Consider the following 26,417-nt stretch of genomic DNA (forward strand, 5'->3'; position numbering starts at 1 on the left):
TTTTTGTCGTTTATTGCCCGTTCATGTCGAGAGGAAGACGCAGTTCAACGGTTGTTCCATGACCTTCTTCGCTAACAATGTCGAATTCAAAGGAGTCTTTATAGCATAGCTTCAGCCGGGTGTAGACGTTTTTCATGCCCACATTATCACCCATGGAATCATCCAGACGCAGGTAATTAAGCAGCTCCGACAGCTTGGCTTCGGACATGCCAACCCCGTTATCGGACAGCCTGAACATCAGCTTGTTTCCGGCAATTCCGATGTGGATCTGTATAAGACCAATTCCCGGCGAGCTTTCAATGCCATGAATGCTGGCGTTCTCGACAAACGGCAGGAAGGTCATCTTCGGAATCATCTGGTCGTATACGGTATCCTCGACGGTAATCTGGTATTGCAGCTTGTCGCCAAACCTGTATTTTTGAATTTCAAGGAAGCATTCCGTCAGCTCAATCTCTTCCCGGATCGACACCCAGCTGCGTTTCCAGGAAATCGACTTCCGGAAAATCTTTGCCATATAGTGAATGGTCTTCGCAGTCTCGTTCTCCCCCTTCATCAGGCTTCGCATCCGAATCGTCTCGAGCGAATTGAACAGAAAGTGCGGATTGATCTGGCTGTGAAGGGCATGAAGCTGTGCCTGCCGCTGGCGGATCTCCAAATCCTTCTTCTGAATATCGGCCTGGTAGACATCGGTAATGAGGTTGTCGATCCGCTCGGTCATCCGGTTGAATTCACCGGTTAATTGGCCGATCTCATCACGCGCATCGTCAAGCGGGATCGTCTCGAAATGCTGGTTCTTCACCTTTTTCATATGCTTGACAATTTTGACGAGACGTTTGTTTATGGATCTGGAGAGAGCCGCGATAATCAAAGAAGGCAGCACAAAGTTAATAAGCGCCAAAAAGATGACAAAGGAACCGGATTTCCGCACGTCATGCAGAAAGCTCCCCTCGTTAATGACGCCATGCAGGGACCAGTCGTTCAAATAATTGTTGTTCGTATACACCTTGTCAAAGGAGAGAGAGTTTTTCGGCATCGGAAGCGCTTCGCTCTTCTGAGTCTGCGAGTGCCAGTCTACGCTGGAATCGTTGGAATAGAGGACGTCACCTTCCGGATTCAAGAAGTAAATGCTGCCCTGAAAGCCGGATAACGCAAACAACTGCTTGACCGTTGCCATATTCAGATCAATCTTGATCAGATTGTTATAGCCGTTGCCTTTGACATAATTCAGTCTTTGAACAAGGCTAAACGTGTCTCCATCCTGTATAAACAACGGATAAGAAACATTCGTCTTCATGAAATCCCGGTACCAACCGGCTTCCTTCTCCGTCTCGCTAATCGGCATAATAGGACCGGAGGACAGCACGGTTGGATTATCGGTATAAATAACCGTAGCGCCGATCGTTTTGTATGCCTGCTCGGATTTGTTGAAGACGCTTCGGATATTGTTGAAAGCCTCTACGTATTCAATTTGAGATTCGTACTTTTTGTCCAGCAGCTGATTCAGCATCGGATCGATATAATACAGGTAGGAAATACCTGCCGCTTCATCGATGACAGCACGAAGCTCGCCCTGAAGCTTCTCCAGGGCGATATCGGCGTCATGCGATTTTTGGTTTTTAATATTGTTGGTTGTCACGTTATAGAAGACGATATTGGTTAATACGATCGGGATAAATACGCACAAGATGTACATCAGCAAAAGCTTGTCCCGCAATTTAAGATGATTCCAATGAAATCTGCCCATCAAATCTCCACCCGTTTATTTTTTGCCCAGCAGCTTGTTGCGGTAATCGGTTGGGGTCACTTTCTCCAGCTTCTCGAATTGGGTCACAAAATAATCGGCATTCTGAAAGCCCACCTTCTCCGCAATCTCGTATATCCGGAAATCGGTCTGGCGAAGCAGCTTTTTGGCTTCTCCGATCCGGATCTGCAGGAGAAAATCATTGAAATAGATCCCATAGGTTTTGCGGAACAGCTGACCCAAATAAACGGAGTTCATATAAAATTTGCCCGCAATGCTCTTAAGGCTAATATTCTCGGTATAGTTCGCCTCGATGTATTTCTTGATGCGTTCAATCCCGCCCTTGGACTGCTCGTTCCGAAGCTCGGCCAAATAAGCGGCAGCCTCGCGGAGAAAATCCGTGAATAGTCCCTTCAAGTCCTGTAGACGGCTATGGCTGCCCTGCCAGTCCATAATGAACGGGAGCTTGCCCAGCTCCTTCTCGTCCCCCTCCATCTTCCGGATAATATTAATAATCCCGATCACAAACCGGGTAATTGTATTGGCAACCGCATTGGGAGCAAACCTCTTCTCGACAAATTGGCGGAATAAAAGCTCGATATCCTGCTCATACAACTCCGCGTTATTCTCTTCCAGTCTCTCGAGCAGTCTGCCGTACAGCTCCGAATCCACATCGAAATAATACAGAGGGGTTCCCTGCACTTGATTCGCATAAATAACGGAGCTGCCTTGCTCGGCGTATTTATAAGACATGGCTTCATTCGCCGAGCGGTAAGAAATGCACATTTCTTGCAGTCGTTCCACGGTCTTGCCGATATATAAGGTAGCCGGCCTGCCCGAAGTCTTCGTAATGGCTGCATGCAGGCTGTTATAGGCAGATTCAATGCGTGTTTCCGGCGATAAAAACGGCTTCTGATCAATAAGCAGACCAAATAAACCGCTCGCCTGCTCATAGACCGGAATTTTGCTGCTTGGAGCAGCGCTCACCGATTGCACGACGGCCGCCAGTTCCTTGCCCTGCCATTCCGTGCCTGCGGATTGCGCGCTGGCTTGAAGCTCAACCAGCACATAATCGAAGCTGGACAACTCCGGCATTTGCAGCGCGGCGCATAAAGCCCCGTTATCGGCCTCCGAGAACTGGCCTTGAACAAGCGTTTCCACAATAGAGTCCGTGACCAGGCTGTCCCCTGCGATCGTGGTCAGCTTTTTTAATCCCAACGTTCCGGAAAGCGCCTTCAACGTTGTCTCCAGTTCAGCTTCATCGATCGGTTTTAATATATAGTCATGGACTCCGTAACGGAGAGCGCGCTGCGCATATTGGAAATCATGGTACCCGCTGACGATAATAAAGGTCGGGCTATATGCGCCCTCTTCGGTCACCTTGCGGATAAGCTCCAATCCATCCAGCACCGGCATCCGGATATCCGCGATAACAAGATCAGGCTTAATCAGCTGTATTTTCTCGAATGCTTCCTGTCCGTTACCCGCTTCATCGCCAATTTCATAGCCAAGCGATTCCCAGTCTATTAAATTTCTTAACCCTTTTCGCACAAAAATCTCATCATCCACCAATAACACTTTGTACATATGCAAAGCCCCCTGACAGCTGTATCTTCAAGCCAATCCTTAATGACATTAATCATTATAAAAGCAATCTTATTATAAAACATCCTGCTCTGATTACCTGTTTTTCTCCTATTGTTAGGTCTTTTTGAAACAGTTAACATTTTTTCTGTAAGCGATTTCAAATTATGGCTTATTACGTCCCGACAAGCTTATAAAGAAAATTATAAAGCGGTTATACGGCATCCAATACCGAGAAACTATAGAACTTTCTTTGCGAATTAAAGAGAAACGAAATGGTTTAAAAAGAAAACAGCCAGCTATGACGGCTGAATTTCAGCCGTTCATAACTAGCTGTTCAATGAGAATGCCTTTAGCCCTCGTTCTTCGTCACGAGTTCGACCAGCGTGCGAACCATTACGCCGGTTGCTCCTTTTGGCTCCAGCCCACGGCTCTTATCGAGGAATGCCGTGCCAGCAATGTCCAGATGAACCCAAGGAAGATCCTCCGCGAAAGCCCCGATAAACAAACCGCCTGTCGTTGCCCCCGCATACCGTCCGCCGCTGTTCTTCAGATCGGCTGCATCGCTTCTCAGCTGTCTCTTATACTCTGGATAAGTCGGAAGCTGCCAGATCCGTTCGCCGCTGCGCCCGGCAGCTTCGAATACCTGCTGCATGAGCGGTTCGTTATTGGTAATGGCGCCTGTCGCTTCCGTGCCTAACGCGACCATCACCGCACCGGTTAGCGTTGCTACGTCAACCAGCTGCGTTGCGCCTCTGCGGATCGCCGTTGTCAGGCCGTCCCCAAGAACAAGACGTCCTTCCGCATCGGTATTGACGATTTCAACCGTTAAGCCATTCATCATTTTAATGACATCGCCCGGTTTAAAGGCTTGGGCAGACGGCATATTTTCCGCTGTCGGTATAACCGCAATAACGTTTACGTCCGGCTTAAGCTCGCCAATAATGCGCATCGCGCCAAGCACCGCTGCCGCGCCGCCCATATCGGAGATCATTTCCTCCATGCCCGGCCCTTTCTTGAGCGAAATGCCGCCGGTATCAAAGGTAATGCCCTTGCCGATTAAGCCCCATGCTTCTTCCTTGTCGGGAGCGCCTTTATAATGAATAACAATCATTCTTGGCGCATGGACGCTGCCCTGGCCTACCGCCAGCAAACCGCCCATTCCCTGCTCGATAGCAGCCCACTCATCCAGCACTTCAATATCCAGATCCCATTCGCGGGCAAGCTCTTCCGCATGAGCGGCAAGTGATTCGGGAACCAGCTGATTACCCGGGAGATTGGTCAAATCGCGCGCAACCTTAACGCCTTCCGCGTAAAGTTGGCCTACCATCATGCCTTCATTCCAAGTTTCCGCGATATCCGCCGGAACCGCTGCACCCGCTGCGGGTACAAAGGATACATGAGAAAGCGCATAACGCTGCTTGGCTTGACGCAATTCCGGAAGGCGGTCGTGTACCGCAAGCGTTAGCCCTTCAACCAATGCCTGCGCGGCCTGCTGCAGAGTGTAGTCGGCAGACGAAATAATCGCTTCAGGCAGACGGATTTGCGCGGTTTGCGCTTTGATCCGCTTTAGGGCATTTGCGGCTGCTGCTGCGGCAAGACGAAGGCCGTGCACGCCGGTCTTATCGTCATAGCCAGCAAAAATAACATGGGAAGCCGAATGAAGCCCAAGCGTCGACAACGTCTCGGTTTGTTCCGGCTCCGCCTTAAATAATCCTTTGGCATACAGTCCGCGAACTGCCTCGTCGATTTGCGGCTGCACCCACTCCGCCATGCTGCCGGCCTTAAGCTCGGCACTGCTAATCAGTCTCACGATCGCATCCGCAGAACCTGCCGTTGCCGCCGGTTCATATGTAAAATGTGTACGCATCAAATAATTCCTCTCTCTCAATGACAAAATCGGGGACCGCATCCTAATAAGCGATCTATCCCCGATTCTAATCGTTTATTCAGCTAATGGCAAATAGATAACAAACGAAGTACCGCTGCCCTCGGTGCTGTCCACCCGGATGGAGCCGCCATGATTCCGGATAATCCGGTAGCTGACGGACAAGCCAAGACCGGTTCCCGCTTCCTTCGTTGTAAAGAAGGGATCAAACAAACGGGCAAGCGTCGCTTTGTCCATCCCTTTGCCGTTGTCTTTCAACGTAATCTCCGCAAATTGGCCATCCGATCTCACCACAAGATCAATCCGGCCTCTGCGTGCTTCCTGCAACCCTTCAATGGCATCGATTGAATTCTTGATGATATTCAGAATGACCTGCTTGATCTGCTTCACATCAATGGAGACCATCAAATCATTTTCATTCTCATAGGTTTCCAATTGAATGTCGCAGTTGCGCATCAACGCTTCGCTTTCCGTAAGCAGAATAACTTCCTGCACCAGCCGGTTGATCGATACCGACTTCTTCATTGGCGCGGAAGGCTTGGATGAATTCAGGAATTCGAAAATAATATCATTCGCCCGGTCAATCTCCGTAAGAATAATTCGGGCGTATTCTTCCTTTCCAAGCTGCATGAGATAGGGCCGCAGCAATTGAATAAACCCGCGAATGGAGGTGAGCGGGTTACGAATTTCGTGAGCAATCGCTGCCGCAATCCGGCCAAGCATCGCCAGCTTGTCGTTTTGAAGGGCAGTCTGCTCGATTTGCTTATATTCGGAAACATCCTTTACGCTGATCAAAAAATCGCCATTCATCTGATCGCCGTAAGTAAAGGACACAAGCAAATGCTTACCGTCCTTGTCCTGGAACTCGTAGTACACATTCCGCTTCAGAATCATTTCCTTATGTAAGCGAAGAATAACACGCTTGGTAGAACGCTTCAGCAGCGGATGCAGCAGAATCTCCCGCAAATTGCAGCCGACCAAGGTTTTACGCGGAATATCCAGAAGTTTAGCCATTCGGACATTGATAAATGACAAAATCCCGTCGCTGTCAAATAACGCAATGCCGCTGTCCATATGCTGGAGGACATTCTCATACTTATGTTTAACCATCTCAAAGGAGCGGTTGGAAAGAAAAAGTCTCTCGCGCATATCCGAAAACTTCTGTTCGACCGTCTCAGCCGGTACTTCATTCATTCTGTGGGCAACCATCACTTCTATTAGAAACATGAACGATTGATTATAAAGCTTTAAAGCCTCTTCGGATTCCACATTGGCGGCCAAATATTGGATACTTTCCTCGTGAACGGCAATAATCTCCTCAGGGTTGAACCCCTTAATGTCTTTACCGAGTTCTGATGCTTTGTAGAGGGACTGCTCCTCGCCGCCACGAATATATTCGGCAAGCGCCGGGAAATAGCGCTTTCTAATGGAATGCATCATCAACCCTCCCCGGCCACAACTATTTACAACATTTAACAACCTTACATATCTCTATTATCATAGGATTTATTGCCAATAGCTGTCAATCGGAGACTTTGTCGAAAAATGGGCCTCTTTCCCAGCGAAAAACCGACTTTTTTCCCGTGTCCAACGTCCTATGATTCGAGTTTTTATTTATCTCGATCTTTGCGGCCCTCCTGATCCTTGTCCTTCTTATTATCATTGCGGTTATTCTTGCGGTCATTCCCCTGATCATCGTCATTATCATTATCATCGTTTTGCCAATTCCACTTCTCCAGCTTACTCGAGCCGTTCACCGAATTATTCTTATTGGAGTTGTTTTTTTTATCGTCATCGTTGTCGTCATCGCCATCTTTATCCGAGTTGTCTTTATGATTAGACCAATTCCCGTTCTGCCATTTATCCTTATCCGAGCCAGATGGCTTGTTTGGAGATACCGGCTTCGCGGGACGGGAAGGTTTATTCGAGTTGTTCTCTTTGGACCAAGACGGTTTTTCGGTGTGAGATGGTCTCGTCGGATGCTTCAGCGGACTCTCGGTTGGTTTAACCGGCGCTGTCTTATTGATGGTTGCGCCCACGCCTTGCGAGGATTGGGATTTATCCGCAACCGCAACCGGTGTAGCCGTTGCTTGCGATTTGTTTTGCTTTTCTTTGACCGCAAGCTCTTTCAGCTTCTCTTTGCTGGCGCCCTTCTCCACGATTTTCTTCACGCCGCCCGCCGACTTCGTCGCTTCGGCAAGGGATTGGGCCTTGATTTGCTCCAGCTCAATATTGTAGCCCTCATCCTTGGCGATGAGATAAACGGCCATCTTACCGGAAGAAATGCCATTCGCGGTTGCTTCCTCGCGCACTTCCGTAGGAACGGACAGCACCGTTACGTTAGGCTCCTTAGCCGCGTCAATCTGCTTGATCGTCTCTTGAACCTTCTGGTCGACAGCGTTGGTTACCGTCTTTTCAAGCTCTTCTCCGGGGCTTTTATCCTCCAGCATATAACTTGTAATAACGATATCCTTATCCGGCTTATCCAAGTAATGCTCTGCCGCAACCGCACTCATAATGGAGGCGGCGACCTCTTCAATAGACTTGCCCTTATAGCTGATTTTGCTCACGACCGCTTGTCCGTCACGATTAAGTCCGCTCAGCTCCTGCACGCGCTGCTGTTTGTCCACGCCCAGCTCGATGCTTGGATTAATATCTAGGCTCACATAAGCGACGACGGGATGGGCTTCTGCCGTAGTCAAGTAGAAGAAAGGGATAAAGAAGAGCAGGATGGCTGCAGCTGCCCCCGAATACCAAAAGACTCTCTTGGGTTTACGTCTTGGCAGTGCGGCTGTCTCCGCCGGAATCGTTGCTTCCTCCCCGATTCGCAAATGGGCTTGATGCGGGATTGAAATGAATTGGCCATCCGCCGTCATGACGACTGCCTTCTTGTTTTCTATGGAGAGAACAATCCCTCGTTTCATAATCCCGCCTCCTTCCCTGGCATTGGTACTGAAATGTTTAAGTAATCGGATAAATACGGATATGTACCGTTTAAAATAAGCGAAATGGCAATAATATATTTTCGGTTGCGCTCTACCGTTTTCCTCGATACGCCGCATAGCTCCGTCAGCTCTTTGACCGGAAGCTTGCCCGTTACATACAGCTGGGCAAACAGCTCCCGCTGACTCGCAAGCGTCTGTGCGATACCCTGCAGAAGCAGACGGGAATCGGCATGCTTCGGTGAGCTGTCGGCCAGTTCCATGAAGGAAATCTGGAACTGCTGCAGTTCCTTCGAATATTCCTCTATTTCAAGCCGCCTGTCATCGCCGTCTTGCTTCAGCTGATAAGCTTGCATAGCCATTTTGGTATCAATCGGGTTGTAAGTCTGTTCCTCTTCATCCTGCTGATCAAAGGCCGTATACGGCACCGTCTTGAGATGACGCTGCTCCTTGCGCACATAGTCAATAAGCCTGCGGCGCATGACCGTCTCTGCAAAGCTAAGGAAAGACCTGCCCGACTCCGGGGAAAACTGCGTGATCGCTTCATTAAATGCCGTTAAAGCTACGCTAAACTCATCATCGCGCGTGGGATCGACGAACCGCTTGCAGAATCCGCTCGTCACCTTCGCTACGTACGGCTTATAATCGGAAATAAATTTTCCCCTCAATTGCTCATCGCCGTCATGAATTCGTTTAATAATCTGTTCAGGAGCTAATCTTTCGTCATTCGCAGCTTCAGCGGCTGGTTTCCGCAAAAACCGTTTAAACATGAAGAGTATCCTCCTCTCTATATAAGTTTCGATACCTTGCTTTTGTTTTCAGGGGGTTCTGTCTTAGTAAATGTTAGAAATATGAGAATAAATATGAGAAATTTATGGTAAAGCCGTTATTATGCTTAGAAAAAAAAGCCCCCGACTCGGAGGCTTAACTTTGGTCGCGCTAAAAAGTTAAACAGAAGTTCGTCGATGCCGTAGTTTATTTCGTCTTCCGCTTAACATACCAAGTCGTGTCTTAAGCTCGTTTTCCCATGCCTCGTCGCCAATCTGCTTCGCAAAGCTGAGCAGATCAAGCGAAATATCGATTTGACTCAATACAACCTCCATGGGATCCTCATTCTCGTGATTAACGCAATTCTCATAGAGCGCTTTGCCTTCCTGCTCCACATAATCCTGGAAGTCAACTTCGGCGGCGCCGTCCCCATGGGCGTACTCAGCCAATATTTCATATTCATTCTCAATCAGATAATGTATCTCTACGCGATGGCATACAGGACAGAAAAGAATCGGTACATTATGAATGTGAGTTCGCATATGCTTCAAAGTGCCTTTCGTTCCGATCATACTCGCTCCACAACAAAAGCTCATCGGGCGACTACCTCCTTCGTAAGGATAACTTAACTAGCGCATGCTTACTTCCCAACTTATTCGCTTCTCATTGCCGAAATTCCTGCTTTACAAGCATAATCCGGCTTCTTTCTACATGCAAACCAGCATTTACCTCTTAATAAAAATAGACAGAACAAAACATTAAAACGGGGCTGCCCATCGTCAGCCTCGTGACTTAGAGGACAGCCCCTTCGTTTAATTGTTCTCTTGATCGCTAGCTTCAGAGGGCAGCGAATCGTCTAACGAATCCGCGACTTCTTCACGCCGGCTTCCTCTTTGAGATAAATCTCATTTTGTACATTTACGTGAACGTTTATTTTCTGTTCCAGCTTCGGATACCACTTTGATCTCCATTCCTTAATGTTCGCATCCGACAGCCTTGGACGAAAAATCAGGCCGGTTCCCAACACATCCGAATGGTAACTTTGAATTTTATCCGCTGTCTTGTTAAAATTGCGCTCCAACAGTTCCTTAATTTCCTTTTCAATCTGCTGTTTGCTTTTCCCCCTTGGGCTTTCGGAAACGACGACATCGATGCTTACATCGGTTAACAAAAAGGGACCTTCATCCGTCCAGCGGCAATGATGCTTTATCTTGGCTTTTTGAATCAGTACGCTCGTATTCTCGGCAACCTGTATGGTTCCGCCCGAATACTTTCCTTTGAACAAATTGTATAACAGGGTCTCTTCCTGATTAAGCTTCCCAACCATTCGATCCTCCAGCATAATAGCCGTTCCTTGAAACGTATACAAGGTTCGTTTGCCGCTTTTAAGCATCGGTATGGCCATATCTTCGGAATAGGAATTTTGGCTGCGGTACGCCTCCCATATCCTTACAATGGATTGATTAGGCGTCCAGCCCGCTTCCTCGCTGAAAAAATCATATGACGATAGTTCGGGTGTCGGCGAAATGACATGATAAAGCGTTTGTATGAAATTTCCATCCACCACCGCTATCATCCCTTTGATGGAAATGTCATTCGCTCTGACAGCGAAATCGATAAGATCGTGGATACCTTCGCGGGCAAGCTCCTGATCAAAAAGCAGCAGCCTTAAATGAACCAGATTAATGCTTTTTTCGGAATCGGTCCGGATCAAGTCGATAGCTTTACTGATCGAGCCCGCCTCTTTATCGAGGAACTGAGTCCGGCCTTTTGGGCTTGGAACTTGCAGAATGATTCTGTATTTCTCTGTTCGGCCTTTTCCAATGCCCATCACGACTGGAAGATACTCTTTGTTAATATCTTTTGAATCCCAGCAGCCGCCCAGCAGCAGCATGCATAGAACAACCGGAAACAGCTTTAACTTCAGAATATTCATACGGCTGCCTTCTTTCGCCGCCATAATGCCATCAGGTATACAAAGACAGGAAAGACGATGGTGGCGTACAGGCAAAAGTACGAATTGAAATACAAATATTTGTTAAGGGTGTCTTCATTAGGCAGCCACTGGCAGGAAATATACAGGGAAGCGCATATAATGCTCAAGATCCACCGGCTGTTGACTTTGGGCATAAACAATTGATTCAGTATGGTTACAAACATCCAGAGCAAGACAGATACCTTTATTACTCCCAATGCGCTGGAAGACACGACATAGAAATTGGGAAGCCAGTCGAACACGACCCATTCCAAATCGACAGTATCCGAAGCCATTAACATCGGATATTCCATATGAACAGCGGTTTCTTGTCCGAAAATAAGCAGAGGAATATAGACGGAAATCAGCGCGCATAGGAAGACGATCCCGATTGCCGCGGATGCTAGTCCAAATCCGATTCGCAAGTGGGATGGCGTCATTCCCAGGAACAAAAATCCGGCGAAAATAACGGTTCCGACATAAAAATCCGGATGAAAAAGAAAATGCATGCCGCTGTCCCACATAGGGAAAATGTAACGGAATTCAAAATTTTTGATGCTTATCAACATGGAAAACAAAAAAAACGGCATACACAAAAAAAACCATCCTATGCTCGCCCGAATCATCACGGTTAAACCTTTCCATGCCGCATACAGGCAAATAGCTACGAATAGAGCCGAGGTAGCGGTTATTGGCGTACTCTTAAGCAGCACCGTCTTGATCTCAATCGATTCGTAATAGGTCAGGAGGACGAGCTCAATGATCAGAAAACATAAGAAAGGGAGGATAATCAGCCTTGTCCCCCAACTTCCCACAGCAGCACGGCAAACTTGTATTACGGATTGTTCAGGACAATGCGACAAGGCTTTTATGTAAAACCACAGAGCCAGAAGTTCCGCAAGAAAAAGAAACAAAACCGCCATCCAATGTCCTCTGGGCGCAGAGGACAACATCCGTTCCGGGAAAATAGCAAATATAGAAGCCAAGTGCAGCAGAAAGAACGTGATGATTGTTTTCAATTTATTCATCCGAAGTCTTTCCTTTCAAGCTAAAGCTTAGATAAGGTACGGAGCAGCTGGTCAAGGACGAAAAGTACAGTGTCAGCCAGATCAACGCAACCTCAATTCCCCAAATGCCAAAGACGGAGCTCGCGAACAACACCACGTATTTGTATAGTCTTACGCCGACCGAGTTCATATAGCTCGTCAGCGCAAAATTGGCAATCGCCGAGGCAACCAGAATAATAATCAATAAATTGCTGACCAGCTTGGCTTGAATAATGGCTTGCCCTAGCAGTATGCCTCCGATCATCGTAATCGTTGGACCGATATTTTTGGGAAGACGAATGGTAGCCTCGATAATCATCTCTAGCAGCAGCATGACAAGCAGCGCTTCAATGATTGATGGATATGGCACCCCTTGCCTGTTCTCGGCAACGGCAATGGCCAATTGTATGCGAAGAAGCTCCGGATTAACGGAATTGAGAACGACATACAGCCCCGGAAGTATAATAGCCAATAACATAGCCATGCCTCGAATGATACGCAGGAAGATTTGGAACAGCAGCGGATACTGAGTATCCAGGGACGTGCTCCACAAATCCGTGACGATGGCCGGAAAAGCGAAAGCAAACGAGAATTGGTCCAACAGAATAACCACTTTTCCGTTTTGTATATTTTGCATCGTCTCGCCAGGCAGTTCCGAGGAAGTATAAGTTGGTGCTAGCGTAAATTTGGGATGTCCCAAAATAGAGGTTAAATCGCGAATCGTGGCCAACTCTTGACCGCTGTTCTCATCCAGCTTTTTTCGGATACTCTCGATCACTTCCGGTCTCGCTACGCCCTCCATATAGGCGATAGCCATTTTTTTAATGGATTGGGTTCCGATTTGGCGGCTTTCGATGACCAATTGATCGGATAATATTTTTTTCCTTAGCAGTCCAATATTCATTTCAATATCCTCCGTAAAGGCGTCAAATGACGACTGAAGAGGATTCTCGCTGTTGGGAGTCATCACCGGTCTTGAAATATCTTGGGCTTTGGGCTCGATGACCGCAACTTCGCCTTCTTTGCCAAATAGAACAAGCATTCCTTGCAGCACGGCTTTGCAAATCTTCTCTAGCGATGCCGTTGCGGATGCCTCCCCCTCCATGCCATGAAGAAATTCCTGCTTCCATTTATTATCCTGGGAATGACCGAATTGGTTCATAATGGACATAGTGGCGGAGAGATTGACTAGCGAATGGAAAAAGTATGCTTTGAATGGTTCCCCCCCAATTTCGATCTCTTTATAAGAAAAATCGGAGCTTTTCTGAAAACGCTCTTGAAACTGCTTCTCCAACTTTCGAACATATTCCATATCCATAATCTGCATTTTTTACCACCTCCTCTCGCGGTAGTATCTCGTTTCCGCATCGATTTTATACGATATAGATAATGGGATTTCCCTTTGGAGACTCTTCTTGATTAGTTAAAAACAAAAAAAGCCCGCACCACAAATGTGGTACGGGCTTTTTGCCGTTTAGCGGAACTTATTTCGCAACCAGATGTTGTTGACCTGGTTTCCAGTTCATTGGGCACAGACCGCCGGATTGCAGAGCTTGCAATACGCGGAGCGTTTCGTCAACGCTGCGGCCTACGTCGTTATGGTTAACGACTTGGTATTTCACTTCGCCTTCCGGATCGATGATGAACAGGCCGCGCAATGCAACGCCTTCTTCTTCGATCAGGACGCCGTAGTCACGAGCAACGCTCTTAGTGATGTCAGCAGCCAGCGGGAAGTTCAATTCGCCAAGGCCATTGTCGTTAACCGGCGTGTTGATCCAAGCACGGTGGCTGTGCTTGCTGTCAACGGAAACGCCAAGAACTTCTGTATTCAGAGCTTTGAATTGCTCGGAAGCAAGGCTCAAAGCTGTAATTTCAGTTGGGCATACAAATGTGAAGTCGAGTGGGTAGAAGAACAATACCAGCCATTTACCTTTGTAATCAGCAAGGGATGCTGTTCCGAAATCTTTACCGTCACCTGTTGCCGTATCCATTTTGAAGTCCGGAGCCGGACGGCCAACCAAACGCTCTGCCATAATACAATTCCTCCTTAACCTATCCAACAATTTTTATAGTTAATGTCACTATTAAGCCGTGACTTACTTATAGAATAGTAACACTAGCCTAGAATAAAGTCAATATTGGAATCAATATTTATTTATAATAATTATAAATAAGAAGATCTTATTTCGTCATTGCGGCAACGATCAGATCGCCCATTGCAGTTGTGCCGATTGCCGTGCTCTTATCAACCGCGATGTCGCCTGTACGGTGACCGGCGTCAAGAACGTTTTTAACCGCGTCTTCAATAACTTGAGCCGCTTCATGGTAGCCAAATGTCAGGCGGAACATGAGTGCAACGGAAAGAATCGTAGCGATCGGGTTCGAGATGCCTTGACCGGCAATGTCAGGAGCGGAGCCGTGTACCGGCTCGTACAGGCCAAAGCTGCCTTCGCCAAGGGAAGCGGAGGAGAGCATGCCGATCGAACCTGTCAGCATAGCTGCTTCGTCGCTCAAGATGTCGCCGAACATATTTTCCGTAACGATAACGTCGAAGCTCGACGGACGGCGGAGCAATTGCATCGCGCAGTTGTCTACGAGTACATGCTCGAGTTCAACTTCCGGATACTCAGGAGCGATCCGGTTAACCACTTCGCGCCACAGACGGGAAGTTTCAAGAACGTTTGCTTTGTCAACGGAAGCCAGACGCTTGCTGCGCGTCATGGCAATGTCGAAGGCTTGGCGAACGATACGCTCAACCTCTTGAACGTTGTATACGCAAGTATCGACCGCTTCTTCGCCGCTTGCGCCTTCGCGGCGGAATTTCTCGCCGAAGTAGATGCCGCCAGTCAGCTCGCGGACTACGATCAGGTCTGTGCCTTCGAGAACTTCAGGCTTCAGTGTCGATGCTTCCTTCAGACAGTCGAATACGTTAGCAGGGCGGATGTTCGAGAACAGGCCCAGTGCTTTACGAATGCCGAGCAGACCTGTTTCCGGACGAAGCTCTTTCGAGTTGTTGTCCCATTTCGGGCCGCCAACAGCGCCGAGCAATACAGCGTCAGCCTTTTTGCAAATATCAAGCGTTTCTTGCGGCAGCGGCGTGCCTTTCTCGTCGATCGCGATACCGCCGAACAGACCATGCTCGAATTCGAATTGGTAACCGAACAGCTCCTCGGTTTTCTTCATAACTTTAAGCGCCTCGCCAACTACCTCTGGACCGATACCGTCGCCGGCGATGACAGCGATTTTTTTCACTTCTGACATAATTAAACACTCCTCGTATTCGCTCTATTAAGCTATTCTCATTCTGTTATCATTTGTACCACATTTCTAGCATGAAAACCAAGATATAAAATCTATCATCTTTATAGGTGCTGCTTATAAAGGCAATCAGCCTTCTTTAACCTTCGATCAGCTTGAGATGAAAATGGCGGGTTCGCGGCCCGTCAAACTCGCAGAAATAAATGCCCTGCCACGTGCCAAGCACCAGCTTGCCGCCGTCAATGATAACCGTCTGGCTTGTCCCGGTCGTCAGCGCCTTCAGATGAGAGGCCGTATTCCCTTCCGCATGGCGGTATTTCGGGTGTTCCCAGGGATAAACCTCGTTCAGCCTCATCAGGATATCATGCTTCACATCCGGATCGGCATTCTCCTGAATCGTAATCCCTGCCGTCGTATGCGGACAATACACAATAGCAAGTCCATTCTGGATTCCTTCGCGAGCAACAATAGAGGCTACCTTGCGCGTAATATCAATCATTTCGTCTCTTCTTGATGTCTGCAGCGTCTCGGTAATCATTTATTCCGCTCCCTTCGTTGATCTCTTTACAAAAAAAAGGCCCTCAAGCTGAACGAAATGAAACATTCATTTGTTCAGCTAACCGCAAAAGCCAAACTGAGAAAGTCTGAATAGACTTTTGTCGGTTTGGCTTTTGTCGGTAATATGGCTTGTTAGATCAAGCTCATCTTGTCGCGCCGTCCCGGGGACTTGCGCTTCTCGATGAGGCGGTTCAGCGCGTCGATATAAGCGCGTGCGCTTGCTTCAAGGATGTCCGTGCTGAGTCCGCGGCCTTGCGCGGAAATATCGTCCTGCTTCAGCACAACGTGTACCTCGCCTTGCGCATCCTTGCCTTGCGATACGGACTTGATGGAGTAATCCTCAAGCTCTACCGCTTCAGCCGTTACTTTATCGATCGCGTTGTAGATCGCGTCTACGGAACCGTTGCCGATAGCGACTTCTTCGCGAGTCTCGCTCTCCGCTGTACGGATGCGCACCGAAGCGCTAGGCGTCGATTGGTTGCCGTAGCTGACTTGAATCGCTTCAAGCGTATATACTTCCGGCGTATCGACCAGCTTCTCTTCCAAGAAGGCACGGATATCTTCATCCGTAACATGCTTCTTGCGGTCAGCCAAATCCTTGAACTTCGCGAAAGCAGCGTTAACTGCTTCTTCGTCCAGCTCGTAGCCAAGATCGATCAGCTTCTCGCGGAACGCATGGCGTCCGGAGTGTTTGCCAAGAACAAGCTTCGAATCGCGAAGACCGATCGTTTCCGGAGAAATAATCTCGTAAGTTGTTTTCTCCTTCAGCATGCCGTCCTGGTGAATGCCAGACTCGTGTGCAAATGCGTTGGCGCCAACAATCGCTTTGTTGCCAGGGATGACCATACCGGTCAGCTTGCTGACAAGGCGGCTTGTTCTAGCGATTTCTTGCAGGTTCAGGCCTGTTTTTGCGCCAAAATAATCGAAACGCGTCTCGAGCGCCAAAGCCACTTCCTCAAGTGCCGTGTTACCCGCGCGTTCGCCGATACCGTTGATCGTACCTTCGATCTGGTCGGCGCCGTTTAGAATAGCAGCGAGGGCGTTAGCCGTTGCCATGCCGAGATCGTCATGACAGTGAGCGCTAAGCTGAATTTTTTCGATATTTGGTACATTTTCCTTCACCGTCTTGAAGATATTGCCGTATTCAAGCGGATTCAAATAACCAACCGTATCCGGAAGATTCACGACGGAAGCTCCTGCGCGAATCGCCATGTCCGTCATTTGGCACACGAAATCCAATTCGGTACGTCCTGCATCCTCAAGCGAGAACTCGATTTTGCTGAAATACTTCTTCGCGTAAGTGATCGCACGTTCAGCCGTTTCCAGCACCTGCTCCTTCTCCATCCGAAGCTTATGCTTGCGGTGGATTGGGCTTGTTGCAAGGAAAACGTGAATGGATGGATCCTGCGCGCCTTTCAGCGCTTCACGTACCGCGTCGATATCCTGTTCGCGGGAGCGTGACAAGCCAATAATCGTAGCATTCTTAACTGCGCTCGCAACCGCGTTTACCGCCGCGAGGTCTCCCGGTGAAGCCGCAGGGAAGCCTGCTTCGATCCGGTCAACGCCAAGCTTCTCTAGCTGAAGCGCGATCTCAACCTTTTCTTTCGTGTTCAGGTTAACACCGGGAGACTGCTCTCCATCGCGAAGCGTCGTGTCAAAAATATAAATTTTTCGCATTTGTGCCTTACACCTCCGGGAACAGAATCATCCCGGCCGCACAGAGCGCGTGACAGGCAGGTTGACCCTAACCTACGCGCACTCCGGCGAACCGGGATCATTTATCTGCGGGTTATGATTCTATTACTTCTTGATCCAGTGCATCAGTTCGCGCAGCTGTTTGCCAGTTTGCTCGATTGGATGAGCAGCCTCGTTACGGCGAGTAGCTGTCAGCATAGCACGGTTCGATTGGTTTTCAAGGATGAAATCGCGTGCGAAGCGGCCGGATTGGATGTCTTCCAGAACGCGTTTCATTTCTTTTTTCGTTTCTTCCGTAACGATACGAGGACCAGTTACATAGTCGCCGTATTCAGCTGTGTTGGAGATCGAGTCGCGCATTGTAGCCAGACCGCCTTCATACATCAGGTCAACGATCAGCTTCAGCTCGTGCAAGCACTCGAAGTAAGCCATTTCCGGAGCGTAGCCAGCTTCAACCAGAGTTTCGAAGCCTGCTTTAACAAGCGCGGAAGCGCCACCGCACAGTACGGCTTGCTCACCGAACAAGTCTGTTTCTGTTTCTTCTTTGAAGGAGGTTTCGATAACGCCTGCACGAGTACAGCCGATACCTTTTGCATAAGCAAGACCAATTGCTTTCGCGTTGCCGGAAGCATCTTGGTGGATAGCGATCAGACCAGGAACGCCGAAGCCCTCTTGGTATGTACGGCGAACCATATGACCAGGGGATTTAGGAGCTACCAGGAATACGTCTGTATCTTTGCTTGGCACGATTTGGCCGTAGTGAATGTTGAAGCCGTGGGAGAACATCAGAGCCGCGCCTTTTTTCAGGTTTGGTTCGATTTCTTCCGCGTATACTTTCGCTTGGGTTTCGTCAGGGAGCAAAATTTGAACAACGTCAGCAACTTTAGTCGCTTCAGCTACAGTCAACACTTCGAAACCGTCTTTTGCTGCAACGTCTGCGGATTTACCCGGACGAAGGCCGATAACTACTTTCAGGCCGCTGTCGCGAAGGTTTTGCGCTTGCGCATGGCCTTGGCTGCCGTAACCGATAACTGCGATTGTCTTACCTTGAAGTACGCCTTGATCTGCGTCTTTTTCATAATACAATGTAACTGCCATTTTAATGATTGCCTCCTTTAATTTAACCCTTTTGAACGGGTGTTTAAGCAGAGAATGGACCCTATAAATTCTCCCCTTAAACCCCCGTTCAAAACGGGAAGTTACTAATTTTTTTCGTAAAACCTGATATTAACGTACGTTACCGCGGTTAAGCGCTGTTACGCCAGTACGGGAAAGCTCGCGGATGCCATAAGGCTTCAGCAGCTCTACCATGGCATCGATTTTTTCGGTATCGCCAATAACTTGTACGATAAGCGAATGAGTGCCGATATCCACTACCGCTGCGCGGAAAGTGTCTACTACGCCCAGAATTTCAGGGCGGGCCGACGGCTCCGCGCTTACCTTGATAAGCGCAAGCTCGCGGGAAACCATCGGATTGGAGCTCAGATCGATAACTTTGATAACATCAATCAGCTTGTACAGCTGCTTTGTGATTTGCTCGAGCGTATGGTCATCGCCAGTTGTGACGATAACCATACGGGACAAGCCCTGCTCTTCGCTTGCGCCTACGGTAATGCTCTCAATATTGAAGCCGCGGCGTCCGAACAAGCCGGATACGCGCTGCAGAACGCCGGGCTGATCGTTGACAATGACTGCGATCGTGTGCTTTTTCATTCTGCATCCCCCATGATCATCTGATCGATCGTGCTACCCTGTGCTACCATCGGGTATACATTCTCGTCTCTGCGAACAACAAACTCGACAACTGCAGGGCCCGGATGGCGAAGCGCCTCTTCCCATACAGCTTTCGCCTCTTCCTTGTTCGAAGCACGGAAGCCTTTCACGCCGTAAGCTTCTGCCAGCTTAACGAAGTCAGGGCTGCCTGCCAGATCGATATGGCTGAAACGGTTCTCGTGAATCAGTTCCTGCCATTGGCGAACCATGCCCAGTACCTGGTTGTTCAGGATAACAACCTTAACCGGAATGTTGTTGATGGCACAAATCGCAAGCTCTTGCGCGCACATTTGCATGCCGCCGTCACCGTTGATCGATACAACGGTACGATCCGGATTCGCCATTTGAGCGCCAATCGCGGATGGGAAACCAAAGCCCATTGTGCCGAGACCGCCGGAGGTTACCCAGGAGCGAGGTTTGTTGAATTTATAGTATTGCGCAGCCCACATCTGATGCTGGCCTACGTCCGTTGTTACGATAGCGTCGCCGCCCGTTGTTTCGTGGATCATCTCCACAACCCATTGCGGCTTCAGTTCAACATCCGAGTCCTTGTAGCTGAACGGATATTGCGCTTTCGATTCTTGAATTTCCTGGCGCCAAGCATCTGCCTTGTCCGCACGTTTCGCAAGCTGGTTAACCTGCTGCAGAACCGTTTTTACGTCGCCTACGATAGGAATGTCGGTAGGTACGTTTTTGCCGATCTCCGCCGGATCGATATCGATATGAACGATTTTCGCAAGTGGTGCGAAACCAGCCAGCTTGCCGGTTACGCGGTCATCGAAGCGAGCCCCGATATTGATAAGAAGATCCGCCGACTGAATCGATTTGTTCGCCGTATACGTACCGTGCATACCCGGCATGCCGAGCCACAGACCATTGCCGCTTGGGAAGCCCCCGAGACCAAGCAATGTCGTTGTGATCGGAATATCGGTTTTCGTCACGAACTCCAGCAGCTCTTCATGCGCTCCGGAGTACACTACGCCGCCGCCCGCAAGAATGAGAGGACGCTCGGATGCTTCGATCGCTTTGATCAATTTGTCGACTTGCAGCTTGTTTGGCGACATCGTTGGGTTGTAACCGCGGATGTTCACTTCCGTTACCGGTTTGAACAACGTTTTTGCCGCCGATACGTCCTTCGGAATATCGATCAGAACAGGGCCTTTACGGCCGGTGTTTGCGATATGGAAGGCTTCATGGATGATGCGGGGAAGATCCTCAACATCGCGTACCATGTAGCTGTGCTTCGTGATTGGCATTGTAATACCTGTAATATCTGCCTCTTGGAAAGCATCCGTGCCGATCAGCGACGAAATAACATTACCCGTAATAACAACGAGTGGTACAGAGTCCATATAGGCTGTTGCAATCCCCGTTACGAGGTTGGTAGCGCCCGGGCCGGATGTTGCGATACATACGCCAACATTGCCGCTTGCGCGTGCATAGCCGTCCGCTGCGTGAATCGCGCCTTGTTCATGTCTTGTGAGAACGTGGTTGAAATCGGAGAACCCGTGCATCGCATCGTAAATGTACAATACGGCACCGCCCGGATAACCAAATACGCAATCGACGCCTTCCAGCACCAAACTGCGGAGTAATATTTCAGAACCGGAAATTACTTCAGGCTTTCTCATCCGTTCCATAACTTCTTCTTTTGACTTCAGCGTTGCACTTTGCGTGACCATTAGTCATCCTCCTCTCGAAAACAACAAAAAAACCTTTCGTTCCTCCAGCTTCATGTAACGAAGCCTGAGGGACGAAAGGTTATATCTTCCGTGGTACCACCCAAATTCGTTATACATCTTGCGATGTATAACCTCCATAGGTAATGAACGTGTGCGCACAAAACGCCCATACCTTTGACACAATAACGCGTGTCTTGCGATTTTCCCTAATAACCAACATTGACAGTGTTGCTTTTCAGGAAAACAGCTCCGAGGTGAGCTCGTAGAAAAGGGGTTTTGGCGATGGTTGCAGCTGATCCATCCGCTCTCTGAGCAAAAGAGCCCTTAACACTTCGTCCTCATCATTGCCGATAACATATGCTTGGATAAGATTTTCTTTATTATATGCCTTGCACATCTGTTCGTCAAGCTAAAGTGCCTAACAATTTGAAAAATTGTGTGAGGCATATTTCGCCAGCCGATCATACAATAACATAGCCCATTTTCGCCAATTTCATTCGGTCAGGAAGGGATCGCTGATGATACGAGCACGTAATCCCAAAACAGACGATAAGGAAATATTCCGCCTCATACAAGCCGAGCTTATTCCGATGTCGCACACGGCGCATCCACTGGATGCCCAAACGATACGGGATCTTCCCGTACGCTTCCGCCGGGGTGTTACCTATGTAGCCGCGGAAGGAAAAACAAGTAAACCTTATGGCTTTATCCGATTCGAGATTACAGGGGAAATTCTGTACCTGGATATGCTTGTTGTTCATCCGGATCACCGCAACCGGCAATGGGGCCGGAAGCTGCTGCTTGCCGCCGAAGCTTACGGCTCAACCCATAACTGCAGAGCATCCAGACTATTCGTGGACGACATTAATACCAGGGCCAAAAACCTGTACAGCCGCCTTGGTTATCAGGCCATTCAGTATTATCCGGAGCTCCGCTGCTATGAAATGATTAAGCCGCTAGCTTCCTCATCTTATCCTTATTATTAAAAGAATCCGCCGCCACCGTACGGGCCGCCGCCGTATCCACTGCCATAACCGCCGCCGTATCCGCCGCCGCCACCATAGCCGCCACCGTATCCGCCGCCGCCGCCATAGCCACCGCCACCGCAGCCGCCGCCGCATCCAAAGTTGCCGCATCCGCAGCCGCCACCGCCGCCCCAGAATCCAAGCGTACCGATCGCCAGCAGATCAAACAGCACAAGCGGCAAAATCGCTTTCGTCCGAACGACTTTCCCCTTTTCCTTTTTCAGAGGTGCTAATACGAGCTTGTTTTGCCGCAGTTCCACAAGCTTACCCGTAACGACAGATCCGTCTTTGCGAACCGCATAAATGGATTTGCCGATTAACTTCTTTACTTGTGCTTTAGAAACTTTGCTCACTTTGCTCATGAGTATCCCTCCCTTCCGTTATTCTACAGATTATTCAGGCAGCAGCGCTTCTGCCTGTTTATTTGTCCTTGCTTTAGCGGATTCAAGCATAAATCTATTTCAACTATAATTCAGGAATAGATATCATCCAGGGATGAAGAACACCCCGATTTCAGCACGCGTACTCGTGCTGTGATCGGGGTGTTCTATTTTCCTTGAAGGAGATTGTGATAGAGATGAGACAACCTGCAGCAGACAGCAGGCCGCCAAAAATAAACGGTGCAGGTATGGTTCCTGCACCGCTTCTTCTTTTAAATATAGAACAACAGCTTCGACTCGGCGGGCTCCAGCTCAACCGTATGCTCGGAGGCGCCCGGCTTCAGGCTGTACGATTCCCCGCTCCACAAATCGCGGACCGTCAGGCCTTTCGCGCCGTCGATGCCGACGCGGGACAGATCGATTGCCTTCGACTTCCCGTTTTCCCCGTCAAAGTTGAAGACGGCCACCCATGTACCGCCATCGCCAGTGAGCGAATACAGATCCTCGCCGCCCATGCCGCTTCGGCCTTCGGCCGGACGGAAGGACTCGCCGCGTCTTGCCAGCGCCATGACTTCCCGGTTCGTCATCCAGGCTTTAGCGCGTTCCGCCGCTTCCTCCAACCGGTAATCATCGCCAAGCAGCAGCGAAGTACCGGAAATAACGCCGGAGCTCAGACGGCTGCGGCCTTCATGCTCCGTCGTCGCCCGCTGATTGTCGCTCTTGTACAGGACGATATGGTCCGGATCGTTAAAGCGGTAAAGATTGTCGCTGATCCACCATCCGTACGTCAGCGCGTTAAGCATATATTCCGTGTCGCCGATCATGCCGAAGGCATCGCAGGATACGCGTCTGCTATGCGCGTATCCGTGCGGGAACAACGGTGCGATGGACAGATTGATCAGGAACGGACGGCCAAGCTTCTCCGGGCTTAACGCTTCCGCGATTGCCGCCATGCCGTAGTTATACGCCTGGATGCCGGTGCGTACGGAAGGATCGTGATGAACGCCTTCCATTGCGCCATGCGCCAGGAAGTCCATTTTTAAGTACTCAAAGCCGGCAGCTACCACATCATCAAGCTTGCGCATAATGCGCGCAATCGCTTCAGGATGCGTAGGATCGATCGGGAATGCCCCGTCCAGCTTCGGAAGCGGATTGCCAGCCCCGTCCTTCAGCAAAATTTCCCGGTACAGAACCGCACCGTTCGTGCCTTCCACCGGCGTATCCGGGTTGCTGCCCCAGAACGCAAACGGCGTGTAGTACGTTCCCGGCTTCTGGCCGTTAGCCTTCACGCGGCGTACCGCATCTTCAAGCTCGCCTTCCTTCAGATTATCCGAGAAAGCGTCGAAGTTGACGTACAGGCTGCCTTCCTGGTCGGCAAACCCGTTTGGCTGCAGCTCTTTCGCAAAGAAATCGGAAGTATGCGTATATACGTCATAGTCCAGCTTCGTCATAACGGCCGACCAGCTGTTCCAGCCCATCGGAACGCCGCCGCTCCAGGAAAGCGCAGGCTGAATGATCGCATTGGCTTTGCCGTAAGCCTCCATACCTTCGCGGTAATCGTCGTAAGCGCCTACAAGAATCGTCGGCGAGACAATGGAGGTGCCGCGGAGCGAGCCATGCGGAACCGTATCGCGAGTCTGCAAATCCGAGACGCCGGAGATTACCCGAAGGCGCCCAATGGCTTCGGTGAAGGTTCCTTCCACGTCAATGGCCGTTTTCCATGTATCATGGGTAACCGAGCCGATTACGAAGCCGCGGCGCGATTCGGCGCGGTAGACAGCCGTCACTTCATAGCTGCGGACGCTGGACGGATTGGCGTGAGAACCAAAACGCACCCATTTATCGTTATCGAACGGAATAAACAGCGAGCGGATTTCTTCCTTCGAGCCATCGCCGAAATCAAGCACGCCGTTGTCATTCAGATAGGAAGCAAGAGGTGTCAATTCATTGGTTTCCCATTCCTGGGAGTCTGCCGCCTCAAGCTCTATCAAAGCGTAAGGCAGTCCCTGATACAAGCGGATGTGCTGCTTCAGCGAAGGCTTGCCCGGCTCCGTATGCTCAAAGCTGAAACGAATCCCTTTGCCAAAGCCGTCCTCAACCTCTTGCACCAAGCTTTCCTGAACCGCATGTCCACCGTACCAGGAAGAACGGACAACGGCTCCCCCAACACGCGCTTCCGCGTAAAAGCCCGTCATCGTCTGGCCGCTCTTCCAGGCAAGCGCAAGCGTGCCGTCTTCCGTATTTGCCGTTACTTTCAGCAGCCCGTTATCCGCCGCAAACGTTCCCGAAGCCTGCTCCAGCTTGAATTGCCCCATCTCCGTCGTCATCATTTCTTCGCTCCCATTCTTCCATAGATTCATAGCTTGATGATTATGGAAGGAAAAAGGCCAGCACAGCTGGCCTTCCCCTTCTACTGTCTATAAAAATATTAGATCCAAATTAATTCCACAGCTGTTTGCGGGCATCGTAATTCGTTGTGTAGACCGCTTCAACTTTTTCGTCTCCAGCAGCTTTCATATCCGACAGCATTTTGTCGAAAATCGAGCTTGCTTCGTCTGCCGTAGGCGCCATAATCGCTTTTGTGATCGCCTGCTTCGTAATATCGCTGATTTTTTGCTCGGACAGAGCTTCCGGCGTGCCGCCTTGCGGGCTTATGCCGTCGTAAATCGCGGTATCGAATACGCTGTCCGACAGGTTTTTGATTGCCATTTGGTCAACCGGAGCGCGCTCGTAACGACCTGGAAGGTCATAAGGCGTACCGTCTTTGCCAGGGCCGTTCTTGATGAACCAAGTCCACTTGCGGATACCCGTTTCTTTCGTATAGGCAGCCCAGTCGTCTTTGAACGCTTGCAGGGTTTCCGGACGCGGTACATGCTTGCCGTCCTTCATATCCCAATGCACGCCTTCGATACCCCACATGAGCAGGTATTGACCCTCTTCGCTTGCGAGGAAGTTAATGAATTGCATCGTGCGTTCCGGATTTTTGTTCTTCTTCGTGATCGCAATCGCATCCCAGCCAAGCGAGCTGCGGCCGCCGTAAGTTGTTTTCGAAGGATCTACGCCGTCTGCAACCACTTTGTACGCGAACAGCTGCGAGTCTTCGCCTTTATCCTTTTTGAGGATGGTGTTGGAGTTGCCAAGATCCCAATAAGCGCCTGTCGAGGAGAAAATCGTGCCTGTCGCGATTTTTTGCTCCCACACTTGACGTTTGTTGATCGCCCACTCCTTATCCATAAGACCGGAACGGTACAGATCGTTCATGTACAGAATCATATCCTTGTACTTCGGATCCTTCACGTCATATTGCAGCTTGCCGTCATGCTCGTAATAAGGCATCAGGCCAAACATCCCTTTGAACGTGCCAAGCGTTCCGCCCCAGTTCTCGCCGTCCATCGTCAGAGCGATTGTATCCTTGCCGTCCATTTGCGGATATTTCGCTTTGAAGTCCGTCAGAAGCTGCTTGAATTCGCTTTGCGTAAACGGCACGCCGCCATCCGCTTTATCCGGAGCAAGCTCCTTCACGATGTCTTTGCGCATGTTGAAGCCAAACACCGGTTCATGCTCAAGACCGTACCAGTTGGACAGGTAGTAGTTCTTGCCGTCTTTGAAACGCGTTTTGTTCAGAACGTCGCCGTACATTTCTTTGACATCCGGACCGTATTTCTCGATAAGATCGTCGAGCGGGATAATCGAGCCTGCTTCCGTATATTTCGCTACCAGATCGCTGGAGCGGTCGAACATGATCATGTCGGGCAAATCGTCGCTCGCCAGCATCAGGTTCAGCTTTTCCGTCGGGTTGCCCGTCGGCTGCTGAATCTCGATTGTAACGCCGGTACGCTTCGTAATCTCTTTGGCGATCGCATTGTCGAACTTGTCGCCTGTATTTTTATCAAAGAAGGTAATCGTAATCGGGTCCGTGCTTGGATCCTTTGTTGCGCTGTCATTGGTACCGGTATTCGCCGATCCCGTGTTCGAGTTGCTGCTCGGTTTATCCGATGAATTCGAAGAACAAGCAGAAATCAAGGAAACCGACATAACGGCTGTAAGCAAAGACAGCATCCATTTTTTCGAGTTCATACTGTAATCCCCCTATGATTGATCT

Annotated in this window: 21 protein-coding genes; 1 reads left to right on the top strand and 20 read right to left on the bottom strand. The window is 49.6% G+C overall.

Annotated elements, in window-relative coordinates; translation table 11 throughout:
- Positions 1–10: 10 nt before the first annotated feature.
- The 17 genes from WFJ73_RS19180 to ilvB form a co-directional block, all read right to left on the bottom strand.
- Positions 11–1,744: a sensor histidine kinase gene (locus WFJ73_RS19180; RefSeq protein ID WP_336774586.1), complete on the bottom strand. Its 1,734-nt coding sequence runs from the start codon at positions 1,742–1,744 to the stop codon at positions 11–13.
- 15 nt (positions 1,745–1,759) lie between these two features.
- Positions 1,760–3,328 carry a response regulator gene (locus WFJ73_RS19185; protein ID WP_336774587.1) on the bottom strand — a complete coding sequence of 523 codons (1,569 nt, stop codon included), beginning with the start codon at positions 3,326–3,328 and terminating at the stop codon, positions 1,760–1,762.
- Positions 3,329–3,677: 349 nt separating this feature from the next.
- On the bottom strand, positions 3,678–5,195 hold the full coding sequence (locus tag WFJ73_RS19190; protein WP_336774588.1) for a leucyl aminopeptidase: 1,518 nt from the start codon (positions 5,193–5,195) through the stop codon (positions 3,678–3,680).
- A 75-nt stretch (positions 5,196–5,270) separates the two neighbouring features.
- Positions 5,271–6,650: an ATP-binding protein gene (locus tag WFJ73_RS19195; RefSeq protein WP_336774772.1), complete on the bottom strand. Its 1,380-nt coding sequence runs from the start codon at positions 6,648–6,650 to the stop codon at positions 5,271–5,273.
- A gap of 173 nt (positions 6,651–6,823) precedes the next feature.
- The gene (locus tag WFJ73_RS19200) at positions 6,824–8,137 is read right to left on the bottom strand and encodes an anti-sigma factor domain-containing protein (RefSeq protein ID WP_336774589.1); all 1,314 of its coding nucleotides are present in this window, start codon (positions 8,135–8,137) and stop codon (positions 6,824–6,826) included.
- Positions 8,134–8,925 carry an RNA polymerase sigma factor SigI gene (gene sigI / locus WFJ73_RS19205; protein ID WP_336774590.1) on the bottom strand — a complete coding sequence of 264 codons (792 nt, stop codon included), beginning with the start codon at positions 8,923–8,925 and terminating at the stop codon, positions 8,134–8,136. The genes WFJ73_RS19200 and sigI overlap by 4 nt, the downstream gene beginning before the upstream one ends.
- Positions 8,926–9,102: 177 nt before the next feature.
- Complete coding sequence (locus WFJ73_RS19210; RefSeq protein ID WP_336774591.1) at positions 9,103–9,519, bottom strand: hypothetical protein; 417 nt, start codon at positions 9,517–9,519, stop codon at positions 9,103–9,105.
- A 260-nt stretch (positions 9,520–9,779) separates the two neighbouring features.
- Positions 9,780–10,859, bottom strand: a complete 1,080-nt coding sequence (locus WFJ73_RS19215) for a Ger(x)C family spore germination protein (protein WP_336774592.1) — start codon at positions 10,857–10,859, stop codon at positions 9,780–9,782.
- The gene (locus WFJ73_RS19220; RefSeq protein WP_336774593.1) at positions 10,856–11,926 is read right to left on the bottom strand and encodes a GerAB/ArcD/ProY family transporter; all 1,071 of its coding nucleotides are present in this window, start codon (positions 11,924–11,926) and stop codon (positions 10,856–10,858) included. Before WFJ73_RS19220 ends, WFJ73_RS19215 begins: the two co-directional genes overlap by 4 nt.
- Positions 11,919–13,271: a spore germination protein gene (locus WFJ73_RS19225; RefSeq protein ID WP_336774594.1), complete on the bottom strand. Its 1,353-nt coding sequence runs from the start codon at positions 13,269–13,271 to the stop codon at positions 11,919–11,921. The genes WFJ73_RS19220 and WFJ73_RS19225 overlap by 8 nt, the downstream gene beginning before the upstream one ends.
- Positions 13,272–13,428: 157 nt before the next feature.
- The gene (locus WFJ73_RS19230; protein WP_132303142.1) at positions 13,429–13,977 is read right to left on the bottom strand and encodes a peroxiredoxin; all 549 of its coding nucleotides are present in this window, start codon (positions 13,975–13,977) and stop codon (positions 13,429–13,431) included.
- A 148-nt stretch (positions 13,978–14,125) separates the two neighbouring features.
- Entirely contained in the window at positions 14,126–15,205 is a 1,080-nt protein-coding gene (leuB, locus tag WFJ73_RS19235; RefSeq protein ID WP_015842930.1) for a 3-isopropylmalate dehydrogenase, read from the bottom strand.
- Positions 15,206–15,341: 136 nt separating this feature from the next.
- Complete coding sequence (locus WFJ73_RS19240; RefSeq protein WP_336774595.1) at positions 15,342–15,740, bottom strand: secondary thiamine-phosphate synthase enzyme YjbQ; 399 nt, start codon at positions 15,738–15,740, stop codon at positions 15,342–15,344.
- Positions 15,741–15,892: 152 nt separating this feature from the next.
- Positions 15,893–17,437, bottom strand: coding sequence for a 2-isopropylmalate synthase (locus WFJ73_RS19245; RefSeq protein WP_336774596.1), 1,545 nt, complete (start codon positions 17,435–17,437; stop codon positions 15,893–15,895).
- 123 nt (positions 17,438–17,560) lie between these two features.
- Positions 17,561–18,553, bottom strand: a complete 993-nt coding sequence (gene ilvC / locus WFJ73_RS19250) for a ketol-acid reductoisomerase (RefSeq protein ID WP_015842927.1) — start codon at positions 18,551–18,553, stop codon at positions 17,561–17,563.
- A gap of 129 nt (positions 18,554–18,682) precedes the next feature.
- Positions 18,683–19,168 (bottom strand): acetolactate synthase small subunit, encoded by a 486-nt coding sequence (gene ilvN, locus WFJ73_RS19255; protein ID WP_015842926.1) that lies wholly within the window; start codon positions 19,166–19,168, stop codon positions 18,683–18,685.
- Positions 19,165–20,910 carry a biosynthetic-type acetolactate synthase large subunit gene (gene ilvB / locus WFJ73_RS19260; protein WP_336774597.1) on the bottom strand — a complete coding sequence of 582 codons (1,746 nt, stop codon included), beginning with the start codon at positions 20,908–20,910 and terminating at the stop codon, positions 19,165–19,167. The genes ilvN and ilvB overlap by 4 nt, the downstream gene beginning before the upstream one ends.
- Positions 20,911–21,428: 518 nt before the next feature.
- On the opposite strand from ilvB, the gene WFJ73_RS19265 reads away from it, so the two are divergent.
- Positions 21,429–21,896, top strand: a complete 468-nt coding sequence (locus WFJ73_RS19265) for a GNAT family N-acetyltransferase (RefSeq protein ID WP_336774598.1) — start codon at positions 21,429–21,431, stop codon at positions 21,894–21,896.
- On the opposite strand, the gene WFJ73_RS19270 is transcribed toward WFJ73_RS19265, so the two are convergent.
- The 3 genes from WFJ73_RS19270 to WFJ73_RS19280 form a co-directional block, all read right to left on the bottom strand.
- Positions 21,893–22,297, bottom strand: coding sequence for a hypothetical protein (locus WFJ73_RS19270; protein ID WP_336774599.1), 405 nt, complete (start codon positions 22,295–22,297; stop codon positions 21,893–21,895). The genes WFJ73_RS19265 and WFJ73_RS19270 overlap by 4 nt on opposite strands.
- Before the next feature lie 290 nt (positions 22,298–22,587).
- On the bottom strand, positions 22,588–24,645 hold the full coding sequence (locus WFJ73_RS19275; RefSeq protein WP_336774600.1) for an alpha-galactosidase: 2,058 nt from the start codon (positions 24,643–24,645) through the stop codon (positions 22,588–22,590).
- A gap of 109 nt (positions 24,646–24,754) precedes the next feature.
- Complete coding sequence (locus WFJ73_RS19280) at positions 24,755–26,392, bottom strand: ABC transporter substrate-binding protein (RefSeq protein WP_336774601.1); 1,638 nt, start codon at positions 26,390–26,392, stop codon at positions 24,755–24,757.
- Positions 26,393–26,417 lie beyond the last annotated feature (25 nt).

It is taken from the genome of Paenibacillus sp. MMO-58 (genome assembly GCF_037146255.1).
In the GTDB taxonomy this organism is placed as follows: domain Bacteria; phylum Bacillota; class Bacilli; order Paenibacillales; family Paenibacillaceae; genus Pristimantibacillus.

What these genes read in the sequence shown, in the direction of transcription:
- WFJ73_RS19180 (WP_336774586.1), bottom strand. Translation starts at nt 1,744, where the DNA reads ATGGGCAGATTTCATTGGAATCATCTTAAATTGCGGGACAAGCTTTTG.
- WFJ73_RS19185 (WP_336774587.1), bottom strand. Translation starts at nt 3,328, where the DNA reads ATGTACAAAGTGTTATTGGTGGATGATGAGATTTTTGTGCGAAAAGGG.
- WFJ73_RS19190 (WP_336774588.1), bottom strand. Translation starts at nt 5,195, where the DNA reads ATGCGTACACATTTTACATATGAACCGGCGGCAACGGCAGGTTCTGCG.
- WFJ73_RS19195 (WP_336774772.1), bottom strand. Translation starts at nt 6,650, where the DNA reads ATGCATTCCATTAGAAAGCGCTATTTCCCGGCGCTTGCCGAATATATT.
- WFJ73_RS19200 (WP_336774589.1), bottom strand. Translation starts at nt 8,137, where the DNA reads ATGAAACGAGGGATTGTTCTCTCCATAGAAAACAAGAAGGCAGTCGTC.
- sigI (WP_336774590.1), bottom strand. Translation starts at nt 8,925, where the DNA reads ATGTTTAAACGGTTTTTGCGGAAACCAGCCGCTGAAGCTGCGAATGAC.
- WFJ73_RS19210 (WP_336774591.1), bottom strand. Translation starts at nt 9,519, where the DNA reads ATGAGCTTTTGTTGTGGAGCGAGTATGATCGGAACGAAAGGCACTTTG.
- WFJ73_RS19215 (WP_336774592.1), bottom strand. Translation starts at nt 10,859, where the DNA reads ATGAATATTCTGAAGTTAAAGCTGTTTCCGGTTGTTCTATGCATGCTG.
- WFJ73_RS19220 (WP_336774593.1), bottom strand. Translation starts at nt 11,926, where the DNA reads ATGAATAAATTGAAAACAATCATCACGTTCTTTCTGCTGCACTTGGCT.
- WFJ73_RS19225 (WP_336774594.1), bottom strand. Translation starts at nt 13,271, where the DNA reads ATGCAGATTATGGATATGGAATATGTTCGAAAGTTGGAGAAGCAGTTT.
- WFJ73_RS19230 (WP_132303142.1), bottom strand. Translation starts at nt 13,977, where the DNA reads ATGGCAGAGCGTTTGGTTGGCCGTCCGGCTCCGGACTTCAAAATGGAT.
- leuB (WP_015842930.1), bottom strand. Translation starts at nt 15,205, where the DNA reads ATGTCAGAAGTGAAAAAAATCGCTGTCATCGCCGGCGACGGTATCGGT.
- WFJ73_RS19240 (WP_336774595.1), bottom strand. Translation starts at nt 15,740, where the DNA reads ATGATTACCGAGACGCTGCAGACATCAAGAAGAGACGAAATGATTGAT.
- WFJ73_RS19245 (WP_336774596.1), bottom strand. Translation starts at nt 17,437, where the DNA reads ATGCGAAAAATTTATATTTTTGACACGACGCTTCGCGATGGAGAGCAG.
- ilvC (WP_015842927.1), bottom strand. Translation starts at nt 18,553, where the DNA reads ATGGCAGTTACATTGTATTATGAAAAAGACGCAGATCAAGGCGTACTT.
- ilvN (WP_015842926.1), bottom strand. Translation starts at nt 19,168, where the DNA reads ATGAAAAAGCACACGATCGCAGTCATTGTCAACGATCAGCCCGGCGTT.
- ilvB (WP_336774597.1), bottom strand. Translation starts at nt 20,910, where the DNA reads ATGGTCACGCAAAGTGCAACGCTGAAGTCAAAAGAAGAAGTTATGGAA.
- WFJ73_RS19265 (WP_336774598.1), top strand. Translation starts at nt 21,429, where the DNA reads ATGATACGAGCACGTAATCCCAAAACAGACGATAAGGAAATATTCCGC.
- WFJ73_RS19270 (WP_336774599.1), bottom strand. Translation starts at nt 22,297, where the DNA reads ATGAGCAAAGTGAGCAAAGTTTCTAAAGCACAAGTAAAGAAGTTAATC.
- WFJ73_RS19275 (WP_336774600.1), bottom strand. Translation starts at nt 24,645, where the DNA reads ATGATGACGACGGAGATGGGGCAATTCAAGCTGGAGCAGGCTTCGGGA.
- WFJ73_RS19280 (WP_336774601.1), bottom strand. Translation starts at nt 26,392, where the DNA reads ATGAACTCGAAAAAATGGATGCTGTCTTTGCTTACAGCCGTTATGTCG.